The organism is Paraburkholderia fungorum, assembly GCF_003610895.1.
Taxonomy (GTDB): Bacteria; Pseudomonadota; Gammaproteobacteria; order Burkholderiales; family Burkholderiaceae; genus Paraburkholderia; species Paraburkholderia fungorum_B.
Genome location: NZ_MCAS01000024.1, coordinates 1 through 20505 on the forward strand (window position 1 = coordinate 1; position 20505 = coordinate 20505).

Consider the following 20505-nt stretch of genomic DNA (forward strand, 5'->3'; position numbering starts at 1 on the left):
GACGACGTGCTCACGGCTGCACTCCAGGCGATGCGGTGGACGGCCCCGTGGTGACAGGGTTGGTCTGCACAGCGGGGTTCACCTGTACCGCGCCACCGTTCATAACCGGATTCGTCTGCACGGCGGGATTTGCAGGCACGGCGCCACCGTTCATGACCGGAACAGGGGCGGAATTCGCCGGCGGTGCGATCTGCTGACGCCGCATCTGGTCGAGATTGAACAGATTCATCGCCGGCGATCCACCCTGGCTCGGACCGAGCGGCATCGGCGGGACCACTGGATCGTCGTTGTCCTTGATCAGGTTGTTGTCCGATTTGTACGCGCCCGTCACGCCCTGCACGTAGTCATAGCGGTTCGCCGTCACGGCCTGCGCGGTATCGCGATCGCTGATGATCACGGGGCGCAGAAACACCATCAGGTTGGTCTTCTGGCGGGTCTTCTGCTCCGAGCGAAACAGCTGGCCAAGCCACGGAATATCGCCCAGCAGCGGCACCTTGCTGTTGCTGACCTGGTAGTTGTCCTGCATCAAACCACCCAGCACGATGATCTCGCCGTTATCGGCGAGCACCGTCGACTGGATCGAACGCTTGGTGAACTGCGGGCCGGCCGGATTGGTCGCCGCGTTAGTCGTGCCGTTCACGATCGCCGAGTCTTCCGTGTAGAGCTGCAGCTTCAGAATCCCACCGTCGGTGATTTGCGGTTTGATGTGCAGCGTCAGACCCACGTCGACGCGATCGTAAGTGTTGAACGCCGAACCAGGGCTCGTGCCACTCGTCAGATTCGAATACGAACCCGTCTGGATCGGTACGTTCGTGCCGACGACGATCTTCGCTTCCTCGTTGTCGAGCGTGATGAGGTTAGGCGTGGACAGCACGTTTGCGTCGGCGGTCTGCGAGAGCGCCTGCAACAGCGCACCGAGTCCCTGCACGCCGAAAATGTTGTGCACCCAGCCGACGTTGAGGCCCTGCTGGATACCCGAGCCGCTTGCGAGCGCCGCAGCTAGACCGCCGGTAGACGCGTTCGCCGCGGCGGCCGCCGTCAGATTGATAATGCTGTTGCCGGTGCCGGTCGCCAGATTGGTACCGGCGAAAACCGAGCTGTTCGCGACCTGCCATTGAATGCCAAGGTTGGCGTTCGTGGTCGAGTTCAGTTCGACGATCAGCGCCTCGATATAAACCTGCGCACGCCGCGCGTCGAGCTGGTCGATCACTGCACGCAGATTGCGGTACACCGGCTCGGGCGCCGTGATAATCAGCGAATTGGTCGCCGCATCCGCCTGGATCATGCCGCCAGGCTGATTGTCGTCGCCCTTGTCCTTGTCACCGCCGAGCAGGCCACCGGAGCCACTGTTCGAGCCATATCCGCCGCTGCCACCCATCGGCGACGACCCCGAACTGCTGTTGAGTCCGCCCGAGGGCAACGGCGGCGTACCGGAGGTGCCCGTCGAATTGCTGCTGCCCAACCCGCCGCCGCCGTTCTGGTTGAACGAATTCGCATCGTTCGAGCCGCCCGACGAGCCGGTATCGCCACCACTGCCTTTGCCAAGCATCCCGCGCAGGGTTTTCGCGAGCTTCGTCGCGTCCGCGTTGCGCAGCGCCACGACGTGCATGTTGCCGGGCATCGTGGTCGGCGAGTCGAGTTCCTTCGCCAGTTGCTTCGCGGCCGCGAGCCGGCCGGCGTTCGACGCGCGAATCAGCAGCGAGTTGGTGCGCGGGTCCGAGGTGATCGAGACCTTCAGCGTCGCGTCGGTGCTGCCGATCGCGCCCGGGTCGAGCATCTTGGTCAGTTGCGCCGCGATATCGATCGCGTTCGCGTTCTTGAGCGGCACCACCGACACCGACTGGCCCGCGGCCGTATCGATACCCGCGATGATCTGCGCGATGCGCCGCACGTTGTCGGCGTAGTCGGTCACCACAATCGTGTTGTTGGCCGGGTAAGCCGCCACGGTGTTGTTCGGCGAGATCAGCGGACGCAAGACCGGCAGCAGGTTGTTGGCCGATTCGTTCTTCAGCGTGAACACCTGCGTCACCACCTGATCGCCACGGGCGACAGGCGCATTGCCGACGTAGGTCGGCACGCCTTGCAGCTTGGCATCGGCCTCGGGCACCACCTTCAGTACGCCGTGATCCTGTACCAGCGCAAAGCCCTGCATCCGCAAAGCGGATTGCAGGGTCTTCAACGCCTGGTCTTCAGGCACTGCATTTTCCGACACGAGGTTCAACTGCCCCTTCACGCGCGGGTCGACGATGATCGTCTTGCCGGTTGCCGCGCCGATCGCCTTGGCCACCTGGTCGATATCGGCGTTCACGAAGTTGAGTGTCACCTGTGCCTGTGCTGTCTGCGCGGTGATCAATCCAGCCACCAGCAGCGCCGTTGCGACGCGACGCAATGCCATACGATTTCTTCTCATGGAATGTGGGATCGAAGCCGACGGCCCAAGCCGCCGACGGTCATGCAGTGCGAACATTTGAGCAGGCCGCCACCCTGTCGGTCTGCCAGCCGGCCTCACGGGGGGTCAATCCCCAGGATGCCGGGCCTCCAAAGTCCGAAAAAAATGAACAGTAACAGTTTTTCATGTCGGATTTGTCACAAAACAAACGACCCGGTGTGATTACTCTAAAGACCTTCTCGAACCGTCAAGTAATTGAAAGCAAACGTGCTTGTGTGCGCCGAACCGCAGAAGCCCTTCGTTTTACGCTCGACTATGTCGGTTAGCCAACTTGACGGGTGTCGGTCTGCCGGTATGATACGAGCCGTTCGAGGCGCTGGTAGCGACTTGTCGAGGCGGGTTTTCCCCGATGCCCGACAAAGGCCCGGCCAGCGAGCCTCACCGGCTTGCGGCGGCTGAAGTATGGCCGACGCATCGCCTTACCAACTCTTATCCTTGCGATTTGTTTAGTCGTGTTTATTGACTGATGAAACGAACCTTCGTCACTGTCGCCGCAGGACTTGCCGTGCTGATCGCAGCAGGGTCCGCGCGTGCCGATTGCTTTGACGAGGCCGCAGGATATCAGAAGGTCAACCCCCTGATTCTGCGCGCAATTGCGTGGCAGGAGTCACACAATCGACCCGACGCGTTGCATAAGAACGCCAATGGCTCGACCGACTACGGCGTGATGCAGATCAACTCGATTCATCTGCCCACGCTCGCCCAATACGGCATCTCGCAAGGCACGCTGATGGAGCCTTGCAAGAACGTCTACATCGCGGCGTGGCATCTGCGCCGTCAGATGAACAAGTATGGCAATACCTGGCAGGCGGTCGGCGCGTACCACTCCGAAACGCCGGCGCTGCGCGACAAGTACGCGCAGCAGATCGCCGCCATCCTGCGCAAGTGGAATCTGATGCCGGCTGCACGCTGAGCAGTCCTCGCCGCGCGGCCGGTTCCCGTTTGATGCACAATGCGGCTTCGTGCTGCCGCCGGCGTTCGGCCCTCTTCTGGCCGCGGAGTCATGCGACCCCAGCCGGCACGCCCTCCAATCCTCTTGCTTTTCCGTACTGCGATGAACCAGCCGCTATTGCCCGTCACCGTGCTCTCCGGTTTTCTGGGCGCCGGCAAGACCACGCTCCTGAACCACATCCTCGCGAATCGCGCCGGTTTGCGCGTCGCCGTGATCGTCAACGATCTGGCCGCCGTCAATATCGATGCGACGCTCGTGCGTGACGCCGCCGCGCTTTCGCATGTCGAAGAGCAGCTCGTCGAACTGTCGAACGGCTGCATCTGCTGCACATTGCGCGACGACCTGCTGGTCGAGATCAAGCGGCTTGCCGGCGAAAAGCGCTTCGACGCGATCCTGATCGAGTCGACCGGCGTCGCCGAGCCCATGCCGATCGCGGAAACCTTCACCTTTGTCGACGACGACGGCGTGTCGCTGTCCGACATCGCACAGCTCGACACGATGGTAACGGTGGTCGACGCGTTCAACTTCCTGAGGGACTACGGTTCCGCCGACGCGCTCGCCGAACGGGGCATCGCCGCGACCGAAGAGGACGATCGCACGCTGGTCGAATTGTTGATCGAGCAGATTGAATTCTGCGACGTGCTGGTGGTGAACAAAGCCGATCTGGTGAGCGCCGACGAACTGACGCGTTTGCAGCGCATCCTCGCGCGTATCAATCCGCGTGCGGTGCAGGTGGTGAGCCGTTTCGGCGAGGTGCCGCTGGCGCAAGTGCTGAATACCGGGCGTTTCGATTTCGACGAGGCGTCGAGTGCACCGGGCTGGCTGGCGTCGCTCAATCAGGGAAGTGAGCACGACCACGGCCATGCGCATCACAGCGAAGCCGACGAATTCGGCATCGGCAATTTCATTTACCGCGCGCGGCGGCCGTTTCACCCGGAACGACTGTGGGCGCTGCTGCATCAGGAGTGGAAGGGCGTCTTGCGCAGCAAGGGCTTCTTCTGGCTCGCAACGCGTAACGACATTGCCGGTTCGCTGTCGCAGGCCGGCGGCGCTTGCCGGCATGGCCCGGCGGGCATGTGGTGGGCGGCTCAGGACCGCAGCGAATGGCCGGACGGCGATGACGAGCTGGCCGCCGAAATTGCCGCCGACTGGTACGGCGATCCAGACGATCTGAGCATCGGCGACCGTCGCCAGGAGCTGGTGATGATCGGCGTCGGCATTGATCCGGCCGTGTGGAAAGCGAACTTCGACGCGTGCCTCGTCACCGACGAGGAATTCGCAGCGGGACCGCAAGCGTGGCAACAGTTCGCCGATCCGTTCCCGGCATGGGACTTCGACGAAGACGACCATGACCATGACCATGACCATGATCACGATCACGATCACGATCACGACCATCATGATCATGACGGCCGTGGCCACGGCGAAATCGTGCATCGTCACGATTGAGCTTGCGCGGCCGTTGCGCTTCGCACTGAGTGTTTAACCGCGACGCCCGTCGCGGTTAAACAGAAATCGCGGACGAAAAAAAACCCGCCATGGGCGGGTGTCAACTGCCAGGCAGTAATCTGCTCAGCGTTTGTTGACTGCGTCCTTGAACGCCTTACCAGCCGTGAACTTGACGGTCTTGGCGGCCGGGATCTTGATAGTTTCGCCGGTCTTGGGGTTACGACCCGTACGTGCTGCGCGTTTGCCCGAACCGAAGCTGCCGAAGCCGATCAACTGGACCGCATCACCCTTCGACACAGACTTCTTGATCACTTCAAGCAACGTGTCCAGCGTCTCACCGGTTTGAGCCTTGCTGGCGCCCGTCTGTCCTGCGACGGCGTCGATCAGTTCCTGTTTGTTCATTAAGGTTCCTTTCTGAGTTTAGGTTGACACGAACAGCGCGAACGCGCCGATTATACGTGCGCGGGCCGCGCCGTCGAGCAGCTGCGGCTCCGGATCCCCTCCGGACAATTAGCGTGGGGTAGTTGACTGCCCCGCGGCCGTGCTGCCGCTCCCTTCGCGGCGCTTGCTATGATAGCGCAGCGCAAACCCAATCAGGATAAGGGTTTCGAAGAATTAAGCGGTTCTGGGGCCGATACCGAGGGGAAACCCTTCTTTTTTCTCTCCGCGACCCTCAATCGAAGGCTGAAACCCAGCATGGGCGGGGCTTGACGTTGGTTTTTGCCAACGTTGCCGCACGTCTTTTTCGCCGCCTGGCGAGCTGCCCGCGCCGGCGGTAACGTTTGACCCGCTCTTGCGAGCGTCATTTTCCACCGCGCATGACCGATCCGCTGATCCCCGCCGTCCTCGCATTCCGCGACAACGGCACGCCTTTTTCGCCGCGCTATGACGACATTTATCACAGTGCCGTCGGCGGCCTCGAGCAGGCTGAATACGTGTTCCTCCGCGGTAATAAACTGCCGCAGCGGTGGCAGAACCGGCGCGTCTTCACCGTGCTCGAAACCGGCTTCGGCATGGGTATCAACTTCCTCACGACATGGGCGGCATGGCGAGCCGATCCGGCGCGTTGCGAGCGCTTGCACTTCGTCTCGACTGAGAAGCATCCGTTTACTCAGGCCGATTTGCGCAGTGTCTACTCAGCGACGATTTCAGATCCGGAGATCGCGGCGCTAGCTGAAACGCTGGCCGCTGAATGGCCGATGCTCGTGCCCGGCACGCACCGTATCGAATTCGAGAACGGCCGGATCACGCTGACGCTGGTGTTCGACGACGCGGCGAATAGCTTGCCGGCATTGAGGTTGCGCGCCGACGCGTTCTATCTCGACGGCTTCGCACCAGCCAGAAACCCCGAAATCTGGACGCCCGCGATCTTCAAGGCGCTCGCCCGGCTGGCCGGCGAGGGCGCCACGTTCGCCACTTACAGCAGCGCGGGCGACATCAAGCGTGCGTTGACACAAAACGGCTTTGTGTACCAAAAAGTGGATGGCTTCGGCTGGAAGCGTGCGATGCTGGTGGGCCATTTCGCGCCAGCGTGGCGCGTGCGTCGCTATGAACCGCCCGTGCCGCTCGAAGTCGATGAACGGCACGCGATCGTGATCGGCGCCGGGCTCGCCGGCTGCGCGGCGATCGAGCGTCTCGCCTCGCGTGGCTGGCGCGTCACCTCGCTGGAGCGGCACGCGTCGGTCGCCCAGGACGCCTCGGGCAATCCAGCGGGCGTGTTCCATCCGATGATCTCGCGCGACGACAGCGTTGCGTCGCGCGTGACGCGTGCAGGCTTTCTCTACACGCTCAGACGCTGGGCCGCGCTCGAACGGCTGGGTCACCCTCCATTGCGCGGCGCGCGCGGCCTGTTGCAGATCGCTGCGGACGACAATGAAGCACAGTCGATGAGCGAGACCATCGCCGCGTTTGGTTACCCGTCCGAATACGTGAAGCCCGTCTCGCCGAGCGAAGCAAAAGCGCTTGCGGGCATGCCGCTCGCACGCGGTGGCTGGCTCTTTGCGCAAGGCGGCTGGATCGACCCGGCGTCGCTTTGCGCCGCGCAGTGTGCCGTCGCGGGCGGACTGCTCGAACGTCGTTTCGGCGTGGACGTGGCCCGCCTCGAACGGTCCGGCAATCAATGGACTGTGTTCGACGCAGCAGGGCAGGCCGTCGCGCGCGCGCCGGTGGTCATTGTCGCAAGCGCACACGAGGCCGCACGCATCGCCGGTTTGCGTCACGCGCCAACCCGCAGCATTCGCGGCCAGCTGACTTTGCTGCCGCAGGGCAGCGTGCCCCCGCTTAGCATGCCGGTGATCGGCGAAGGCTACGCAATCCCGCTCGCCAACGGCGTCACGCTGACCGGCGCCACTTACGAACTCGACGACCCTGACATCTCGCTGCGGCCGGACGGGCATCTGGAAAACCTCGAGCGTGTCGCGCAGATGCTGCCGGCTTTCGACAGCGTCGATCCGGCGCACGCGGCAACGCTCGCTGGGCGCGTCGCGTTTCGCTGCGTGACGAGCGACCGGATGCCCATGATCGGCAACTTCGCCGACGAAACTGCATCGGTAGGCGACGCCCAGCGTCTGCGTGGCGCATGGCCGCTCGATTTGCCACGCATCGGCGGCTTGTATGGCGCGTTCGCTTACGGGTCGCGCGGTCTGGTATGGGCAACGCTCGGCGCCGAGCTGATCGCCTCCCAGATCGAAGGCGAGCCGTGGCCGCTCGAACGCGACCTGGCCGAAGACATCGATCCTGCCCGCTTCCTTCTGCGCGCGTTGCGCCACGGCACAGCAGGTTAACCGCGCGCGCCAAACAACCGAGACGAAAAAAGTTATCCACTGAAACTTGTGGATAACTGCGTGGTTAACCGGCGCAACTCATGTGGAACCGTTGTGGACGTAAACGGGGTAACTTTGCCGCCGCCGAAAATCGCGAAAAGTTACCCTTGTATACCCGCCGCTGCCGCACACGCTGTGCATCCCGTTATGCGAGCGGCAACCCAATGAATTGATTCGGTAAACCGGGGTTATCCACAGAAAGCGAGTCACCTTGTTAACTGTTACTACGTATACATACGGTAAACCTGTAAACAGAAGAGCCGTCTCGAGATCGAGCGCAATCGTCGAGCGCAACCCTCCCGCAATGAGCAGAAAACCCTGCCCTCAGCGGTCGCAAAAAACAGTTCTGCCACGTTGAATCTGTAGCCTAGGAGCGCCTGACCTGCTCTCAAAACGGTCGCATTTTCCTCACCATGCGAAGTTAACGTACGTTTTTACCGTTTTGACTGCATGTTCCGGTCTTTTCGATCAAGTATGAAAAAGCTATGGCACAATCGCCGTTCTTTTCCGCGTTGTGCCTCGCCTCTGGCGGCACTCGCTCCAACGGAACGGTGCCGCTCAATCAGAATCTGATTCAAAGTCGACGGCGTTCTTTCACCGTGCTGTGCCGGTTGCTACGGCCGCACCCCGGAATGCGCCGCGCTCCTCGCGGCTGCGGCGCATTCAGATCATCCGATCATTGAAAACTCGCAACGCGGGTCACGCGAAGCGATCGCGACAGTGAGTGCCTCATGCGCTCAGCCGCTCACCGGTGTTGCCGCCGGTTCGTGTCGTCTGCCGTTGCTGCCAAGGAGAACTCATCACAATGAAGTCGGCCTTTTCATTTTTTCCAGCCTGGCCACTTACCCCCGACGCCATTTTTTGGGCTGGCCTTGCCTTGCTCGCTGCCGGTCTGTGCGGTGAACTTTGCTTTCGCGCATGGCGTTTGCCGCGCATTTCCGGGTATGCGGTCATCGGTCTGATCGCAGGCTCAGCCGGTTTTGGCGTGATCGACGCGGAATCCGCGAGCGCCGCCCGGCCGTTGCTCGATGTGGCGCTCGGTTTGTTGCTGTTCGAGTTGGGCAGCCGGCTCGATCTGCGCTGGATTCGCCGCAATCCCTGGCTGATTCTGTCGAGCGTCGCTGAAGCCACGCTGACGTTCGCGCTGGTGTTGCCGGTGTTGTTGTTTCTGAAAGTGCCGCTGATGGTGGCAACGGTGCTCGCCGCGATTGCCATGGCGACTTCGCCGGCAATGGTGATCCAGCTCAAAACCGAGCTGCGCGCGGAGGGCCAGGTGACGCAGCGTCTGTTGACGCTGACCGCGCTGAACAGCATGTACGCGGTGGTGATCGAAAAGCTCGTCTCAAGCTGGTTGCATCAGGAGGTTTACGGCAACGTCTATGCGACGATTCTGCAACCGCTTTATCTGCTGGTCGGCTCGCTCGTGCTGGCCTATCTGCTCGCGCGCACCTGCACGTTTTTTTATCGCCGTCTGAACATGCAGGACGAGCATTCGTTCGTCGCACTATTTGGGCTCGTGCTGCTCGCGATTGCGATTGCGCATGTGTTCAAGCTTTCCACCATTCTTGCGCTGCTGGCCGCAGGCATCATCGTGAAGAATCTTGAAGCGCGTCCGCAATTGTGGCCCGAACATTTCGGCACCGCCGGCTGGTTGTTGACCGTGATTCTGTTCGTGTTGACGCTGACTTCGTTCGAATGGAAGGACATTGCGCTCGGCGGTGTCGCGGCGCTGGGTCTGATTATTGCGCGGCTGGTGGCGAAACTGGTCGGCGTGATGGCCTTTGCCAAGCCGAGCGGTTTGAACTGGAAGCAGGGCATGGCGCTCGGTTTGTCACTCTCGCCAATGTCGGCGCTGGCGTATCTGCTCGTCGACGACACCTACAACCTTTATCCGAATTTCGATCCGCAGCTGCGCGCGATCGTAATGTGTTCGATTTTCGTGCTGCAGATTCTCGGGCCGTGGCTCGTGTATCGCAGCCTGGCGCTGGTGGCCGAGCGGCGCGAAGAATAGGCGCAGCACGGCTGCTCGATGCCTCAGGCGCCGGATTTACGCGCTTTTTCCGATTCATTCGTTTCAAAAAACGGCCGGACATGTGACACAGCCATGTGACACGCCGGCCGACCTGACTCAGGGGACGCCATGTCACTCGAACCCTTCATCGATTCGAAACCGTTCACGTTCGGTGTCGAACTCGAAATGCAGATCGTGAATACGCACGACTATGATCTGACCAAAGCCGGCTCGGATCTGATGCGCCTCATCAAGGATGAAAAGATCCCCGGCAACATCACGCCGGAAATCACCGAAAGCATGATCGAGTTGTCGACCGGTATCTGCACAACGCATGAACAGGCCGTCACCGATTTGCGCAAGATTCGCGACACGCTGGTTTCCGCAGCCGATCATCTGAACGTCGGCCTGTGCGGCGGCGGCACGCACGCATTCCAGCAATGGAGTGAAAGACAGATCGTCGATACGCCGCGCTTTCAATATCTTTCGGAGTTGTACGGCTACCTTGCCAAACAGTTCACGGTGTTCGGCCAGCATGTGCACATTGGCTGCCCGAATCCGAACAGCGCGCTGTATCTGCTGCATTCCATGTCGCGCTTCATTCCGCACTTCATCGCGTTGTCCGCTTCTTCGCCGTTCGTGCAAGGTGTCGACACCGGCTTTCATTCGGCACGCCTGAATTCCGTGTTCGCGTTTCCGCTGTCGGGGCGTGCGCCGTTCGTGCTGACGTGGGACAGCTTCGAGGAATATTTCTCGAAGATGGTTCACACGGGCGTGGTCAACAGCATGAAGGATTTTTACTGGGACATCCGGCCGAAACCCGGCTTCGGCACGATCGAAGTTCGCGTGATGGATACGCCGTTTTCGGTGGATCGCGCCGCAGCGATTGCCTGCTACATCCAGACCCTTGCACGGCATCTGTTGCTCGACAAGCCGATTACGCCGCAAGAAGACGATTACCTCGTCTACACGTTCAACCGTTTTGAAGCATGCCGCTTCGGTCTGGCCGGCAACTGCATCAATCCGCAAACGAGCGAGCGCAAGACGATTTCCGAAGATATCCTCGAAACGCTGGATCTGATTGCGCCGCACGCCGAAGCATTGGGTTCGGGCAACGCGCTCGCCGAAATCGGCGCGATCGCGCGCGGTCAGATCAATGACGCGACGTGGCTGCGCGGCGTTTTCGAGCGGGAAAAATCCTTGCACGAGGCCGTCAGGCAGCAGTGTTTGCAGTGGCGAGCCTAGCCGAACACAGGATTGCTTACGTTAAACCGTAAGGAAGACCCGCCTCGTGCGGGTTTTTTTTCGTAAATAAATTTCCAGCTCGCGGGTCTTCAGCTTTTTCTAAAGTTTACGTATACAAACGTAGTAGTAGTTAACAAGCATTGCATCTGCCTGTGGACAACTGAATAATTCCCTGAAAAGTCAAAGTGCTAGGTAAACTATAACTGGGCGGATCCAAGGTGCATCGGGGCCCGTAAACGAGGACAACTTTGGTAAGGGCGGAGGTGGCCGGCTGCTTATCAAGAATCAACGCACACGCCATCCCCTATGTTTTCCCATGGTTATCCACAGCTTATGTTGGATAACTTAGCTGTACGATTGGCCGGTCTCGCATAGAATGTCGTTTCCACTGCCTTGGGCTGGTAAGGCAGTAAATTTTTGAGATAGTAGAAACCGTCTCGTCTGCTTTTGGGCGAGGCTACCCCACACAGGCTACGGGCTTGTTCGGCAGCGATTTGCCGGCATCGCACGCAAGCTTTAATAAACCAAACGAAGATTATGAGCGAAGGCGTATACGGAGAACAGGCAACCGGGCGAGTGACCCACAGCCTATTGCGATTGAGCACGGCCATGCGGAGCCAGGCTTGGGAATGGGCGGAAGGCGCAGGCCTTACGCCGACCCAGGGCGAAATCCTGGTCTTGCTGATGCAACGCAAAGGCCCGATGCGTCTTGGCGAAATTGCCCGCGAAACGGCGTTGACCGCCGCGACCACCAGCGACGCAGTGAGCACGCTCGAGACCAAAGGCCTGGTCGAAAAGCGCCGTGCCCTCGACGACGGCCGCGCCCTCGCGGTCCGTCTGACGGCGCGTGGCCGTACCGCCGCGAAGCGCGCCGCGCAATGGCCGGACTTCCTGGCCAAAGCGGTCGGTACGCTGCGCGATGAAGAGCAGTCGCTGTTCTATCGCACGCTGCTCAAGACCATCCATCAGCTGGAAGTGCAAGGCACGATTCCGCCGCACCGCATGTGCCTGACCTGCACGCATTTCGAGCCCAGCAAGACGCCGAAGAAGACGCCGCATCACTGCGCGCTGCTCAATCTGAAGATGTCGGACACGGACGTGCGTCTTGATTGCTCGGTGTACGAAGCGGCTGATGTCGCCACCCAAAAGAAGACCTGGAAGATCTTCGCCCAATAAGGCGGCTTCTTTCAGGACATTCCGCTACACTGCCTAGCCGTGTTCCGGCAGGCGGCGATTGCCGTCTGCCGGCCGGTTCGCGCCGCGTAGCGGCAAGTCTTTAGTCAACCTGAAGGTGGGGCAGGCTGATGAATCGCGAAGTTCTGGCTATTCGCCATGTGCACTTCGAGGATCTGGGCAGTTTTGAGCTTGAGCTCGGCGAGCGTGGTCGGCCGGTGCGCTATCTGGACGTCGGCTTTGCCCGTATCGAAGCGCCGGATCCCGTTGCCGCATCCCTCATGGTGGTGTTGGGTGGCCCGATCGGCGCAACCGACGACGCGCTCTATCCGACGCTCGTGCCCTTGCTTTCCATGATCGAAAAGCGCATTGCCGCCGGCCTGCCGACGCTCGGCATCTGCCTCGGCGCGCAACTGATCGCGCGTGCGCTCGGTGCGCGGGTCTATCCCGCCGGCCATACCGAACTCGGCTGGACACCGCTTACTCTCACCGATGCCGGCCGTGCGTCGCCCGTGCGTCATCTGGATGGCGCACTCACGTCGATGCTGCATTGGCATGGCGACACCTTCGATTTGCCCGACGGCGCCATACGCCTCGCTTCAACGCCTGCCTGTGAAAACCAGGCGTTCGCCTGGGGTGGCCACGTGCTGGGTCTGCAATGCCATCCTGAGATTCGTGCGGACCGGTTCGAGCCCTGGCTGATCGGAAACGCCGGTGAGATTGCCGGCCACGGTATCGACGTACGCCGGTTGCGGGCCGACACCTCGCAGTTCGGTCCGGTGCTGGAAACCGCCGCGCGCCGGATGTTTGGCGAGTGGCTCGATCAGGTCGAACCGAAACCCTGATCCGCGCGCGCCTGCAGACAATCACCCGCGGTGCTATGCTCGTCCGCTCTTGGGGTTTTTACAGGGCGTAATCCATGAGCGCGCTTTTCTCTCCGCTCACGCTGCGTAGCGTGACGCTTCCCAACCGTATCGTCGTTTCCCCGATGTGCCAGTATTCCGCTGAACGTGGCGAGGCTACGGCGTGGCACATGATCCATCTCGGCAGTCTTGCGTTATCCGGTGCGGGTATGTTGTGCATCGAAGCGACCGCCGTCGAACCGGATGGGCGCATCACGCCGGGCGATCTCGGACTGTGGGACGACGCCACCGAAGCCGCACTGAAGCCGGTGCTGGCCGCAATCCGCAAGCATTCGAACGTTCGCGTCGCGATGCAGCTGGCGCATGCGGGGCGCAAGGCGTCGAGTCACGTGCCCTGGGAAGGCGGGCAGCTGATTCCTGTGTCGCAAGGCGGCTGGCTTCCGCATGCGCCGTCGGCATTGCCGCACAAGGCGGGTGAAGAGCCGCCCCTTGCGCTCGACACGTCCGCGTTGAACCGGATTCGCGAAGCGTTCGCTGCTTCCGCGCGGCGTGCCGCACGCCTCGGTATCGATGCACTGGAGGTTCACGCCGCGCACGGCTACCTGCTGCATCAGTTCCTGTCGCCGATCGCCAATCAACGCAGCGACGACTACGGCGGCTCCCTCGAAAACCGTATGCGCTTTCCGCTCGAAATCTTCGACATCGTGCGCGCCGCGTTTCCCGCCGACAAACCGGTCGGCGTGCGTGTCTCGGCAACCGATTGGGTCGAAGGCGGCTGGACGCTCGAGGAGACGATCGTGTTCTCGCAGGAGTTGAAAAAGCGCGGCTGTGACTGGATAGATGTGTCGTCAGGCGGTGTCTCGCCGTTGCAGAAGATCCCGCTCGAGCCGGGCTATCAGATTCCTTTTGCGCGGGCCGTCAAGCAGGCAACCGGTCTCACGACCATCGGCGTCGGCCTGATTACCGATCCGCTGCACGCCGAGCAACTCATCGAAGAAGGTGACGCCGATCTGATCGCGCTCGCACGCGCGTTGCTCTACAACCCGCGTTGGCCGTGGCATGCCGCGGCTCAACTCGGTGCGACGGTCGAAGCGCCGCCGCAGTACTGGCGTTCGCAACCGCGCGAACAAAAGGCACTGTTCGGCGAGATTTCGTTCGGACAACGGTGAACTTGCCCACGCGCCTTGCGCGCACGTCTTTTTGACGGTTGAAGGAAGCCGTCTTGAACGTGTAGGATGCCGGATGTGGCGCATGAGCGTCGCAGGTCGACGCGGCGCTCGCAAGGCGCCGCGTTTGCTATCCGCGTCAGAAAAAGCAGCGCGTCAGACGCGGGCATTTCTGGCGACTGCCGGATCTTCACCCCCAGTTTTTCACAAGGATTCATTCAATGAGTTCACGCAGGATCGCCGTGCGCCGTTCGGGCGTGCACGGCAAAGGCGTGTTTGCCACCGAGCCGATTGCGGCGGGTGAACGGCTGATCGAATACAAGGGTGAGCGGATCTCCTGGAAAGAAGCGTTGCGCCGTCATCCGCATAACCCCGCCGAACCGAATCACACGTTCTACTTTGCGCTCGATAACGGCAAGGTTATCGACGGCAAGGTGGATGGCAATAGCGCGCGCTGGATCAACCACTCATGCGCACCGAACTGTGAAGCCGAAGAGATCGACGGTCACGTGTATGTGCACGCGCTGCGCGACATCGCCGAAGGTGAGGAAGTCTTTTACGACTACGGCCTCGTCATCGACGCGCGCCAGACCAAGAAGCTGAAGAAGGAATACGAATGCCGCTGTGGCGCGCGCAAGTGCCGCGGCACGATGCTGGCGCGGCCGGAGAAGGAGAAGGGCGCGTCGTCCAAGTCAGACAAGACGGACAAAAAGGCGAAAACGCCTGAGAAAAAGACGAAGAAGAAATGACGCGGGCCGCATGACGGGCTGCCCGGGTTCAGCACCAGGTTGAACCTGGACGAACTCGAGGCAGCCCGTAGCAGTGTGTTGACCTACTGCGGAATCACATATCGATCGGCGCCGAGTGCGCCGATTTTTTTGCCGGACGCCGTGTCTCGGTATCCACGTCGTGCTGAACACTGATTGGAATAAGCGGAATGCGCACGATAAAGCGCGCTCCGCCTTCGGGCGCATTTTCGTAATGCACGCTGCCGTGATGCAGCACCATGATGTCGTGAACGATCGCAAGACCGAGACCGGCGCCGCTATCCACGCCGGCTTCGCTCTGACCGTCGCCGCGGAAGAATCGTTTGAACAGATCGGCTTGCTGCGTGTACGGCACGCCAGGTCCATTGTCCTCAACGACGATCTCGGCCATACGCAGTTCGTCGATCACGGTTTGCGACACCGTCACGGTGATGCGGCCGCCGTCGAAGCGCGAAGGCGGCACGTACTTGAGCGCGTTATCCAACAGATTGGCGATCACTTCGTGCAGCAATACCGGATTGCCGCGCACCATCAGCGGATGATCGTTGGCTGGATCGTCCAGGCGCTGGAAACCCAGGTCGACGTGGAAAGTCAGTGCGCGCGGCACCCATTCCGCGCCGGTATCGAATGCGAGGGCGGCCATATCCACGTTGGTGAAACGCGCGGCCTGTTCGCCAGGCTCGGCGCGCGCAAGCGAAAGCAGCTGGTTCGACAACCGCACGGCGCGGTCGGCCGCCGCGCGCAGTTCGCGGACCGCAGCAAGCGTCTGCTGCGGGTCTCGCGCGACCGCGGCCTGCTCCGCATGCAGCTTGACCGCGGTAAGCGGCGTGCGCAACTGATGCGCGGCGTCGGCGATAAATTTGCGCTGGCCGTCGAGGGCGGTTTTCAGGCGGTCGAGCAGCGCGTTCAGTGCGCCGGTGAGCGGCCGGATTTCCACCGGCACGTAGGTTTCATCCACCGGTTCGAGCGACGTGTGGGTCTGGCGATTCAGTGAGTCAGCGAGATCGGTGAGCGGATTGAGCTGTTGATTGACCACGCGCCACACGATCGCCCAGCCGGCCAGCAGCAGCAACAACAGCGGCATCATGATCGCGACCAGAAACTCGGCGGCGATGCGAAAACGGTGATGCACCGGTTGACCCACTTCGACAACGATCGGATTACCGCTCGGCTGGTCGACGCGCACCTGCGCCACGCGCACCGTCACGCCCTGGTGTTGGGTCTCGAAGACGTAGGCATAGTGCATACGCCGCACGCTGGTGCCTTGCAGCGGCAGATTGTGGTCGCCGGCGATCTCGGTTTCGCCGTTGCTGATCCGATAGACGAGATGTTCGACCGGATCGGAGAACATGGCCTGCGCAAGCGGCGGCACCGCCACTTTGGCGTTAGGGCCGGCAATCTGGATCTGTTTGGAGATCGCGGTGGCGAGGTCGGCAAGCGACCGGTCGACCACATGCTGCGTGTACTGCCAGGCGAGCCAGTAAGCGATCAGGCCGCTCATCAGGGCGAGCAGCGAAAGGGGAGCAGCGAGGCGCCGCAGCAGCGTGCGGCGCAAACTATTGGCGGCCGGCTGGGGCATGATCGAACGCGCAGGAAAGAGACAACGGCGAAACGCACCGTAACGCCGTGAAAACTCGCCGGATGCCGGCGAACTGCGCACCGAGTGCGCGGCGCCGGCCCGGCGCCGTCAGGCCGCAACTCAGCGTGCGGCCCTTGTGGCGATTATGCGGCCTGGCGGATTTCCTGCAACAGGTAACCGAAGCCACGCACCGTGACGATTTCGACACGGCAGTTTTCGAGCTTTTTACGCACCCGGTGCACATAAACTTCGATCGCGGTGTCGCCGAGATCGCCGCCGAAATGCGTCAGGTGGTCTTGCAGCTGGGCTTTGCTGACCACGCGGCCATGGCGCAGCAGCAGCATTTCGAGCACTGCGAATTCGCGCGGCGACAGTTCGAGCGGCTTGTCGTCGTTGAAAATGCGGCGATCGACGCCTGACAGACGCACACCGCCGAGCGACACTTCCGGACGCGGCATATCGCCGTGCGGACCGCTGCGGCGCATCACCGCGCGGATGCGCGCTTCGAGTTCGGTGGGTTCGAACGGCTTCAGCATGTAGTCGTCCGCACCGGAATTCAGGCCTTGCACGCGGTCGTTCAATTCGTCGCGCGCGGTGAGGATGATCACCGGCGTGTGGCGATTGCTCTGACGGAAGCGCGCGAGCAGCGTCATGCCGTCGATACCGGGCAGGCCCAGATCGAGAATCACCAGCTCATGGCGGTTTTGGGTGAGGGCCTGTTCGGCGAAAATACCGTCATGGACCATGTCGACGGTGAAGCCGGCTTGTTCGAGACTACTTTGGATGCCGCGTGCGATGGGGCGGTCATCTTCGATCAGAAGGAGTCGCATGGATTTCGCTCAAGTACAATGGTTTTAGGCGTCTGGGCAAGCGGTTCGCCGGGGCGCCTGCTGCACAGGCAGCATGCTGCGTGGCCATGCCGAACTGGCATCAAGTGGTCACGAAACAGCTATCGAGCAGCCATGAAGTTGCGCAAGCAGCCAGATAGCAGCCACCGAGCGATCACGACGTCATGTCCGAGATAAGCATTCACGAACTGGAAGCCGCAATCAACTTCTGGCGCGCCCGCTCACCTTCGAGCGGCGACGAACTCGTTCTGTGCAAGGAGGCAAGCGCGCTCTCCAAGCCGTATGCGCTGATGATTGTACAGCGTCAGCAGACGCTATCGCCGGATCGTTTAGACGGGATTGCGAGGCTTGCGTGGGATTCTTACGTCCGCCTTAATAATAGCCTGTAGAACTGAAGGTTTGGGCGCCAGATTGCCTGCAATGCCCTTTCATGACCATCAAATCACTCGATGCAGGGCGCATCGAGGTACCTGATCGCTTGTATTAAGCAGTAATACTGTCGATAAATTGTGCCAATTTGATGTCCCGCTGGGTCAAACCATTGGCTTCGTGCGTCGACAATGTGATCTCCACCTTGTTGTACACGTTGAACCATTCAGGGTGGTGATCCATCTCCTGTGCCTTGATTGCCACGCGCGTCATAAAGCCGAATGCTTCATTGAAGTCGGCGAACTTGAACTGGCGCTGGATCGCGTCGCGGCCTGCCACGGCCTGCCAACCGTGCAGTTCCGCTACCAGCGTGGCGCGTTCTTCGGAAGTGAGTTTATTAATCATGGTGCTACCTCGTTGATCTGAACAGGCACGCCAGTGGGCATGCGCATCCGCTATTTTTTCACGGATGCCATTAGCCTGCTGTCGGATCGCTCCGATTGTGTTTTCAGATATCGCCGTCGGCTTGCCAGCCTTCCTGCGAGCCGCGCGTGATGAGGTCATCGTGTGCGAGCACGTCGCCTGCCGCGAAGGCGGGCTGCGCGACCAGTCTGTCCAGCAGCGGCGCGAAGTCGGTTTGCGCCACGCTGAACAATTGGGCGAAGTCATCGATCACGAAGTAGGTTTTCTGGAACGTGTCGATGCGATAGCGCGTACGCATCACGCGTTCGAGATCGAAGCCAAGCCGGTTCGGCGCCGCGCTTTGCTGGCTGTAGAGCGTCTCGCCTTTGCTCGACACGATCCCCGCGCCATAGATCTTCACGCCGTTCGGGCTGGCCGCGTCGCGGATCAGGCCAAACTCGACTGTGTACCAGTAGAGCCGCGCGAGCAGCGGCAGGGCGCCGGCGTCGTTGGCAGCGAGCGCGGCACGGCCGTACGCGTGCATGTAGTCCGCGAACACCGGATTGATCAGCAGCGGCACGTGGCCGAACAGATCGTGAAAACAGTCCGGTTCCTGCAGATAATCGAGCTGATCGGGGCGGCGCATCCACCATGTCACGGGGAAGCGGCGGTTCGCCAGATGCTCGAAGAACACCTGGTCGGGCACAAGTCCGGGTACGGCGACGATTTGCCAGCCCGTCGCGGGCGTCAGCTTTGCGTTGATTTCATCGAACGAGGGCACTCGATCGGACGGCATGCCGATGCAGTCGAGGCCCACCAGAAACTCATCGCACACACGCCCCTTGAGCAACGCGGTCTGGCGCGCATAAAGCTGTTGCCATACCGCGTGGTCGACTGCGCCGTAACGTTCGATCGGCTGGTCGATGGTGAAATCGGCGCGGGTTTCGAGGCCGGCGTCGAATTGCTCTTTGAGTTTGGCGGTGTTGGCTGTGGACATGATGCTGCGCGCTCTGCGGTGACTGCGGGTTGAAACGATGCTGCAAGTGTAGAGCGGCGAGCGTGCGGAAAGGGCGCAATGATGGCGTTATGGCGCGCTGATATGCAATAATCGTGCATCAATCACGGATTAAATGCGGATATCGATCATGTTGGAACTCGATCACTTCGATCTCGCGCTGCTGGACGTGCTTCAGCGCTTCGGCCGGGCCACGCATCAGCAATTGGCTGAGCAGGTGCCGCTGTCGCCGTCGCAGATCGGGCGCCGCTTGCAGCGCCTGGAACAGGTCGGGGTGGTGGACGGCTATCGCGTCGTGCTGCGCCCCGAAAAACTCGGGCTCGGCGTGACCGCGTTTACGAGTCTGAAGCTGAAGCATCACGGCGACTCGATCATCGAGCAATTCCAGCAGCAGATCGAAGTGTTGCCGGAAGTACTGGAGTGTCACGCGGTGGTTGGCGACGCCGATTATCTGCTGCGTATCGTGGCGCCAGACCTGAATTATCTGTCGACCTTCGTGATGAAGAAGTTGATGCGCGTGCCAGGCGTGGACAGCGTGCGCTCCAATATTGTCCTGACCACGTTCAAGCGTAATGGACCGCTGCCGCTCGGTCATCTGTCGCCCGGCGCAGCCGCTGTTTGAGACTGCGGCTTCCTGGCGTTTCGGGTGTTGAGGGGGTTGACGGTGTCAGGGCCGTGGTTCAGGAATTGCTGCCGTCACGGCCCCTGATGTTTGCGTTTTATGCAGCTTGCTTCGATTCACCGTCCGGACTCAGCAAATCGACGTAGGCCACCGCCACCAGGTCCGATTCCGGCACCCCGAGGGTCTGGAACATTGCGTGCGCCTCTGCGTGGCCGCCTTCTTCATCGTCGTCCTGAGCCAGCAGAACTTCGAGTTCAATGAAGTCACCAAGACCGTCGACGCGGTCCAGATGGATCCGCGTGCGGCCCGTCAGATACACGTGACGTTCCTTCGTGACGATGCCACGCGTGGTGAGCGCCGTGGCGAGCAGGGCGTGCATGGCTTCAGGGTTGGTCACCGGGCTGCGCGTGTAGTACGACGCCTTCGGGCCGTCGCGGTCGTCGCGCTGATAGAAAATCAGTTCGGCCGGCGTGCCGTCGTCGAACTGGCGCAGCTTCAGGCGGCCACGCGGCACGTCGTAGAAAAAGTCCTGCTGGCGGAAGATCAGCGGCGCGTCCGGTGCAAGCTTTGCAGCTCGCTCGCGCAGTTGCTCGAAGTGCTGGGCGCGGGCTTTGATTTCAATGTTGCGTGCCATGTCAGGCTCCTGTCGAAGGATGGCGTGGTCGGCAGCTTCCGGGGTTGCCGGGACGAAGCTGCCGGGAAGAACAAAGTCAGACGGAACAAAAACGAAGCGGGCCAGCGTGTGAGCGCGAACCCTCAATCTAACAAAAAGC

18 protein-coding genes are annotated in these 20505 nt (G+C 61.2%); 11 read left to right on the plus strand and 7 right to left on the minus strand.

Annotated elements, in window-relative coordinates; all coding sequences use genetic code 11:
- Nucleotides 1-10: 10 nt before the first annotated feature.
- A complete protein-coding gene (gene gspD, locus BCY88_RS22535; protein WP_120346401.1) occupies nt 11-2395 on the minus strand; it encodes a type II secretion system secretin GspD in 2385 nt (794 codons plus the stop codon).
- Between the two features lie 520 nt (nt 2396-2915).
- Here gspD and BCY88_RS22540 point away from each other — a divergent pair.
- Together BCY88_RS22540 and BCY88_RS22545 are read left to right on the plus strand one after the other, a co-directional pair.
- Nucleotides 2916-3362 carry a lytic transglycosylase domain-containing protein gene (locus BCY88_RS22540; protein WP_120346402.1) on the plus strand — a complete coding sequence of 149 codons (447 nt, stop codon included), beginning with the start codon at nt 2916-2918 and terminating at the stop codon, nt 3360-3362.
- A gap of 141 nt (nt 3363-3503) precedes the next feature.
- Complete coding sequence (locus BCY88_RS22545) at nt 3504-4850, plus strand: GTP-binding protein (protein WP_120346403.1); 1347 nt, start codon at nt 3504-3506, stop codon at nt 4848-4850.
- Between the two features lie 123 nt (nt 4851-4973).
- Here BCY88_RS22545 and BCY88_RS22550 read toward each other — a convergent pair whose 3' ends face one another.
- A complete protein-coding gene (locus tag BCY88_RS22550; RefSeq protein ID WP_006050811.1) occupies nt 4974-5252 on the minus strand; it encodes an HU family DNA-binding protein in 279 nt (92 codons plus the stop codon).
- Between the two features lie 416 nt (nt 5253-5668).
- On the opposite strand from BCY88_RS22550, the gene mnmC reads away from it, so the two are divergent.
- The 7 genes from mnmC to BCY88_RS22585 all read left to right on the plus strand — a co-directional run bounded on the left by mnmC (nt 5669) and on the right by BCY88_RS22585 (nt 14879).
- Nucleotides 5669-7633: a bifunctional tRNA (5-methylaminomethyl-2-thiouridine)(34)-methyltransferase MnmC2/FAD-dependent 5-carboxymethylaminomethyl-2-thiouridine(34) oxidoreductase MnmC1 gene (gene mnmC, locus BCY88_RS22555; RefSeq protein WP_120346404.1), complete on the plus strand. Its 1965-nt coding sequence runs from the start codon at nt 5669-5671 to the stop codon at nt 7631-7633.
- An 844-nt stretch (nt 7634-8477) separates the two neighbouring features.
- Nucleotides 8478-9683 (plus strand): cation:proton antiporter, encoded by a 1206-nt coding sequence (locus BCY88_RS22560; protein ID WP_120346405.1) that lies wholly within the window; start codon nt 8478-8480, stop codon nt 9681-9683.
- Between the two features lie 129 nt (nt 9684-9812).
- A complete protein-coding gene (locus BCY88_RS22565; RefSeq protein WP_120346406.1) occupies nt 9813-10928 on the plus strand; it encodes a YbdK family carboxylate-amine ligase in 1116 nt (371 codons plus the stop codon).
- A gap of 537 nt (nt 10929-11465) precedes the next feature.
- A complete protein-coding gene (locus tag BCY88_RS22570) occupies nt 11466-12104 on the plus strand; it encodes a MarR family winged helix-turn-helix transcriptional regulator (RefSeq protein ID WP_120346407.1) in 639 nt (212 codons plus the stop codon).
- Nucleotides 12105-12232: 128 nt separating this feature from the next.
- Nucleotides 12233-12946, plus strand: coding sequence for a glutamine amidotransferase (locus BCY88_RS22575; protein WP_120346408.1), 714 nt, complete (start codon nt 12233-12235; stop codon nt 12944-12946).
- Between the two features lie 74 nt (nt 12947-13020).
- Nucleotides 13021-14133 carry an NADH:flavin oxidoreductase/NADH oxidase gene (locus BCY88_RS22580; RefSeq protein WP_120346409.1) on the plus strand — a complete coding sequence of 371 codons (1113 nt, stop codon included), beginning with the start codon at nt 13021-13023 and terminating at the stop codon, nt 14131-14133.
- A 218-nt stretch (nt 14134-14351) separates the two neighbouring features.
- Entirely contained in the window at nt 14352-14879 is a 528-nt protein-coding gene (locus BCY88_RS22585) for an SET domain-containing protein (protein ID WP_120346410.1), read from the plus strand.
- Nucleotides 14880-14973: 94 nt separating this feature from the next.
- On the opposite strand, the gene BCY88_RS22590 is transcribed toward BCY88_RS22585, so the two are convergent.
- Nucleotides 14974-16476 (minus strand): sensor histidine kinase, encoded by a 1503-nt coding sequence (locus BCY88_RS22590; protein ID WP_120346466.1) that lies wholly within the window; start codon nt 16474-16476, stop codon nt 14974-14976.
- 143 nt (nt 16477-16619) lie between these two features.
- Entirely contained in the window at nt 16620-17306 is a 687-nt protein-coding gene (locus tag BCY88_RS22595) for a response regulator transcription factor (RefSeq protein ID WP_028197606.1), read from the minus strand.
- 182 nt (nt 17307-17488) lie between these two features.
- Between BCY88_RS22595 and BCY88_RS22600 the strand changes: the two genes are divergently transcribed.
- Nucleotides 17489-17713: a DUF3717 domain-containing protein gene (locus BCY88_RS22600; RefSeq protein WP_120346411.1), complete on the plus strand. Its 225-nt coding sequence runs from the start codon at nt 17489-17491 to the stop codon at nt 17711-17713.
- Between the two features lie 94 nt (nt 17714-17807).
- Here BCY88_RS22600 and BCY88_RS22605 read toward each other — a convergent pair whose 3' ends face one another.
- Together BCY88_RS22605 and phhA are read right to left on the minus strand one after the other, a co-directional pair.
- Entirely contained in the window at nt 17808-18152 is a 345-nt protein-coding gene (locus tag BCY88_RS22605; RefSeq protein WP_259461490.1) for a 4a-hydroxytetrahydrobiopterin dehydratase, read from the minus strand.
- A 49-nt stretch (nt 18153-18201) separates the two neighbouring features.
- Nucleotides 18202-19092, minus strand: coding sequence for a phenylalanine 4-monooxygenase (phhA, locus tag BCY88_RS22610; protein WP_120346413.1), 891 nt, complete (start codon nt 19090-19092; stop codon nt 18202-18204).
- A gap of 148 nt (nt 19093-19240) precedes the next feature.
- Here phhA and BCY88_RS22615 point away from each other — a divergent pair, with 148 nt between their 5' ends.
- Nucleotides 19241-19732 carry an Lrp/AsnC family transcriptional regulator gene (locus BCY88_RS22615; RefSeq protein WP_120346414.1) on the plus strand — a complete coding sequence of 164 codons (492 nt, stop codon included), beginning with the start codon at nt 19241-19243 and terminating at the stop codon, nt 19730-19732.
- A gap of 97 nt (nt 19733-19829) precedes the next feature.
- Here BCY88_RS22615 and BCY88_RS22620 read toward each other — a convergent pair whose 3' ends face one another.
- Nucleotides 19830-20366, minus strand: coding sequence for a class IV adenylate cyclase (locus BCY88_RS22620; RefSeq protein WP_120346415.1), 537 nt, complete (start codon nt 20364-20366; stop codon nt 19830-19832).
- Nucleotides 20367-20505 lie beyond the last annotated feature (139 nt).

Bases quoted from the DNA above. Each gene is read 5' to 3' on its own strand.
- gspD (WP_120346401.1), bottom strand. From the start codon at position 2,395: ATGGCATTGCGTCGCGTCGCAACGGCGCTGCTGGTGGCTGGATTGATC.
- BCY88_RS22540 (WP_120346402.1), top strand. From the start codon at position 2,916: ATGAAACGAACCTTCGTCACTGTCGCCGCAGGACTTGCCGTGCTGATC.
- BCY88_RS22545 (WP_120346403.1), top strand. From the start codon at position 3,504: ATGAACCAGCCGCTATTGCCCGTCACCGTGCTCTCCGGTTTTCTGGGC.
- BCY88_RS22550 (WP_006050811.1), bottom strand. From the start codon at position 5,252: ATGAACAAACAGGAACTGATCGACGCCGTCGCAGGACAGACGGGCGCC.
- mnmC (WP_120346404.1), top strand. From the start codon at position 5,669: ATGACCGATCCGCTGATCCCCGCCGTCCTCGCATTCCGCGACAACGGC.
- BCY88_RS22560 (WP_120346405.1), top strand. From the start codon at position 8,478: ATGAAGTCGGCCTTTTCATTTTTTCCAGCCTGGCCACTTACCCCCGAC.
- BCY88_RS22565 (WP_120346406.1), top strand. From the start codon at position 9,813: ATGTCACTCGAACCCTTCATCGATTCGAAACCGTTCACGTTCGGTGTC.
- BCY88_RS22570 (WP_120346407.1), top strand. From the start codon at position 11,466: ATGAGCGAAGGCGTATACGGAGAACAGGCAACCGGGCGAGTGACCCAC.
- BCY88_RS22575 (WP_120346408.1), top strand. From the start codon at position 12,233: ATGAATCGCGAAGTTCTGGCTATTCGCCATGTGCACTTCGAGGATCTG.
- BCY88_RS22580 (WP_120346409.1), top strand. From the start codon at position 13,021: ATGAGCGCGCTTTTCTCTCCGCTCACGCTGCGTAGCGTGACGCTTCCC.
- BCY88_RS22585 (WP_120346410.1), top strand. From the start codon at position 14,352: ATGAGTTCACGCAGGATCGCCGTGCGCCGTTCGGGCGTGCACGGCAAA.
- BCY88_RS22590 (WP_120346466.1), bottom strand. From the start codon at position 16,476: ATGCCCCAGCCGGCCGCCAATAGTTTGCGCCGCACGCTGCTGCGGCGC.
- BCY88_RS22595 (WP_028197606.1), bottom strand. From the start codon at position 17,306: ATGCGACTCCTTCTGATCGAAGATGACCGCCCCATCGCACGCGGCATC.
- BCY88_RS22600 (WP_120346411.1), top strand. From the start codon at position 17,489: ATGTCCGAGATAAGCATTCACGAACTGGAAGCCGCAATCAACTTCTGG.
- phhA (WP_120346413.1), bottom strand. From the start codon at position 19,092: ATGTCCACAGCCAACACCGCCAAACTCAAAGAGCAATTCGACGCCGGC.
- BCY88_RS22615 (WP_120346414.1), top strand. From the start codon at position 19,241: ATGTTGGAACTCGATCACTTCGATCTCGCGCTGCTGGACGTGCTTCAG.
- BCY88_RS22620 (WP_120346415.1), bottom strand. From the start codon at position 20,366: ATGGCACGCAACATTGAAATCAAAGCCCGCGCCCAGCACTTCGAGCAA.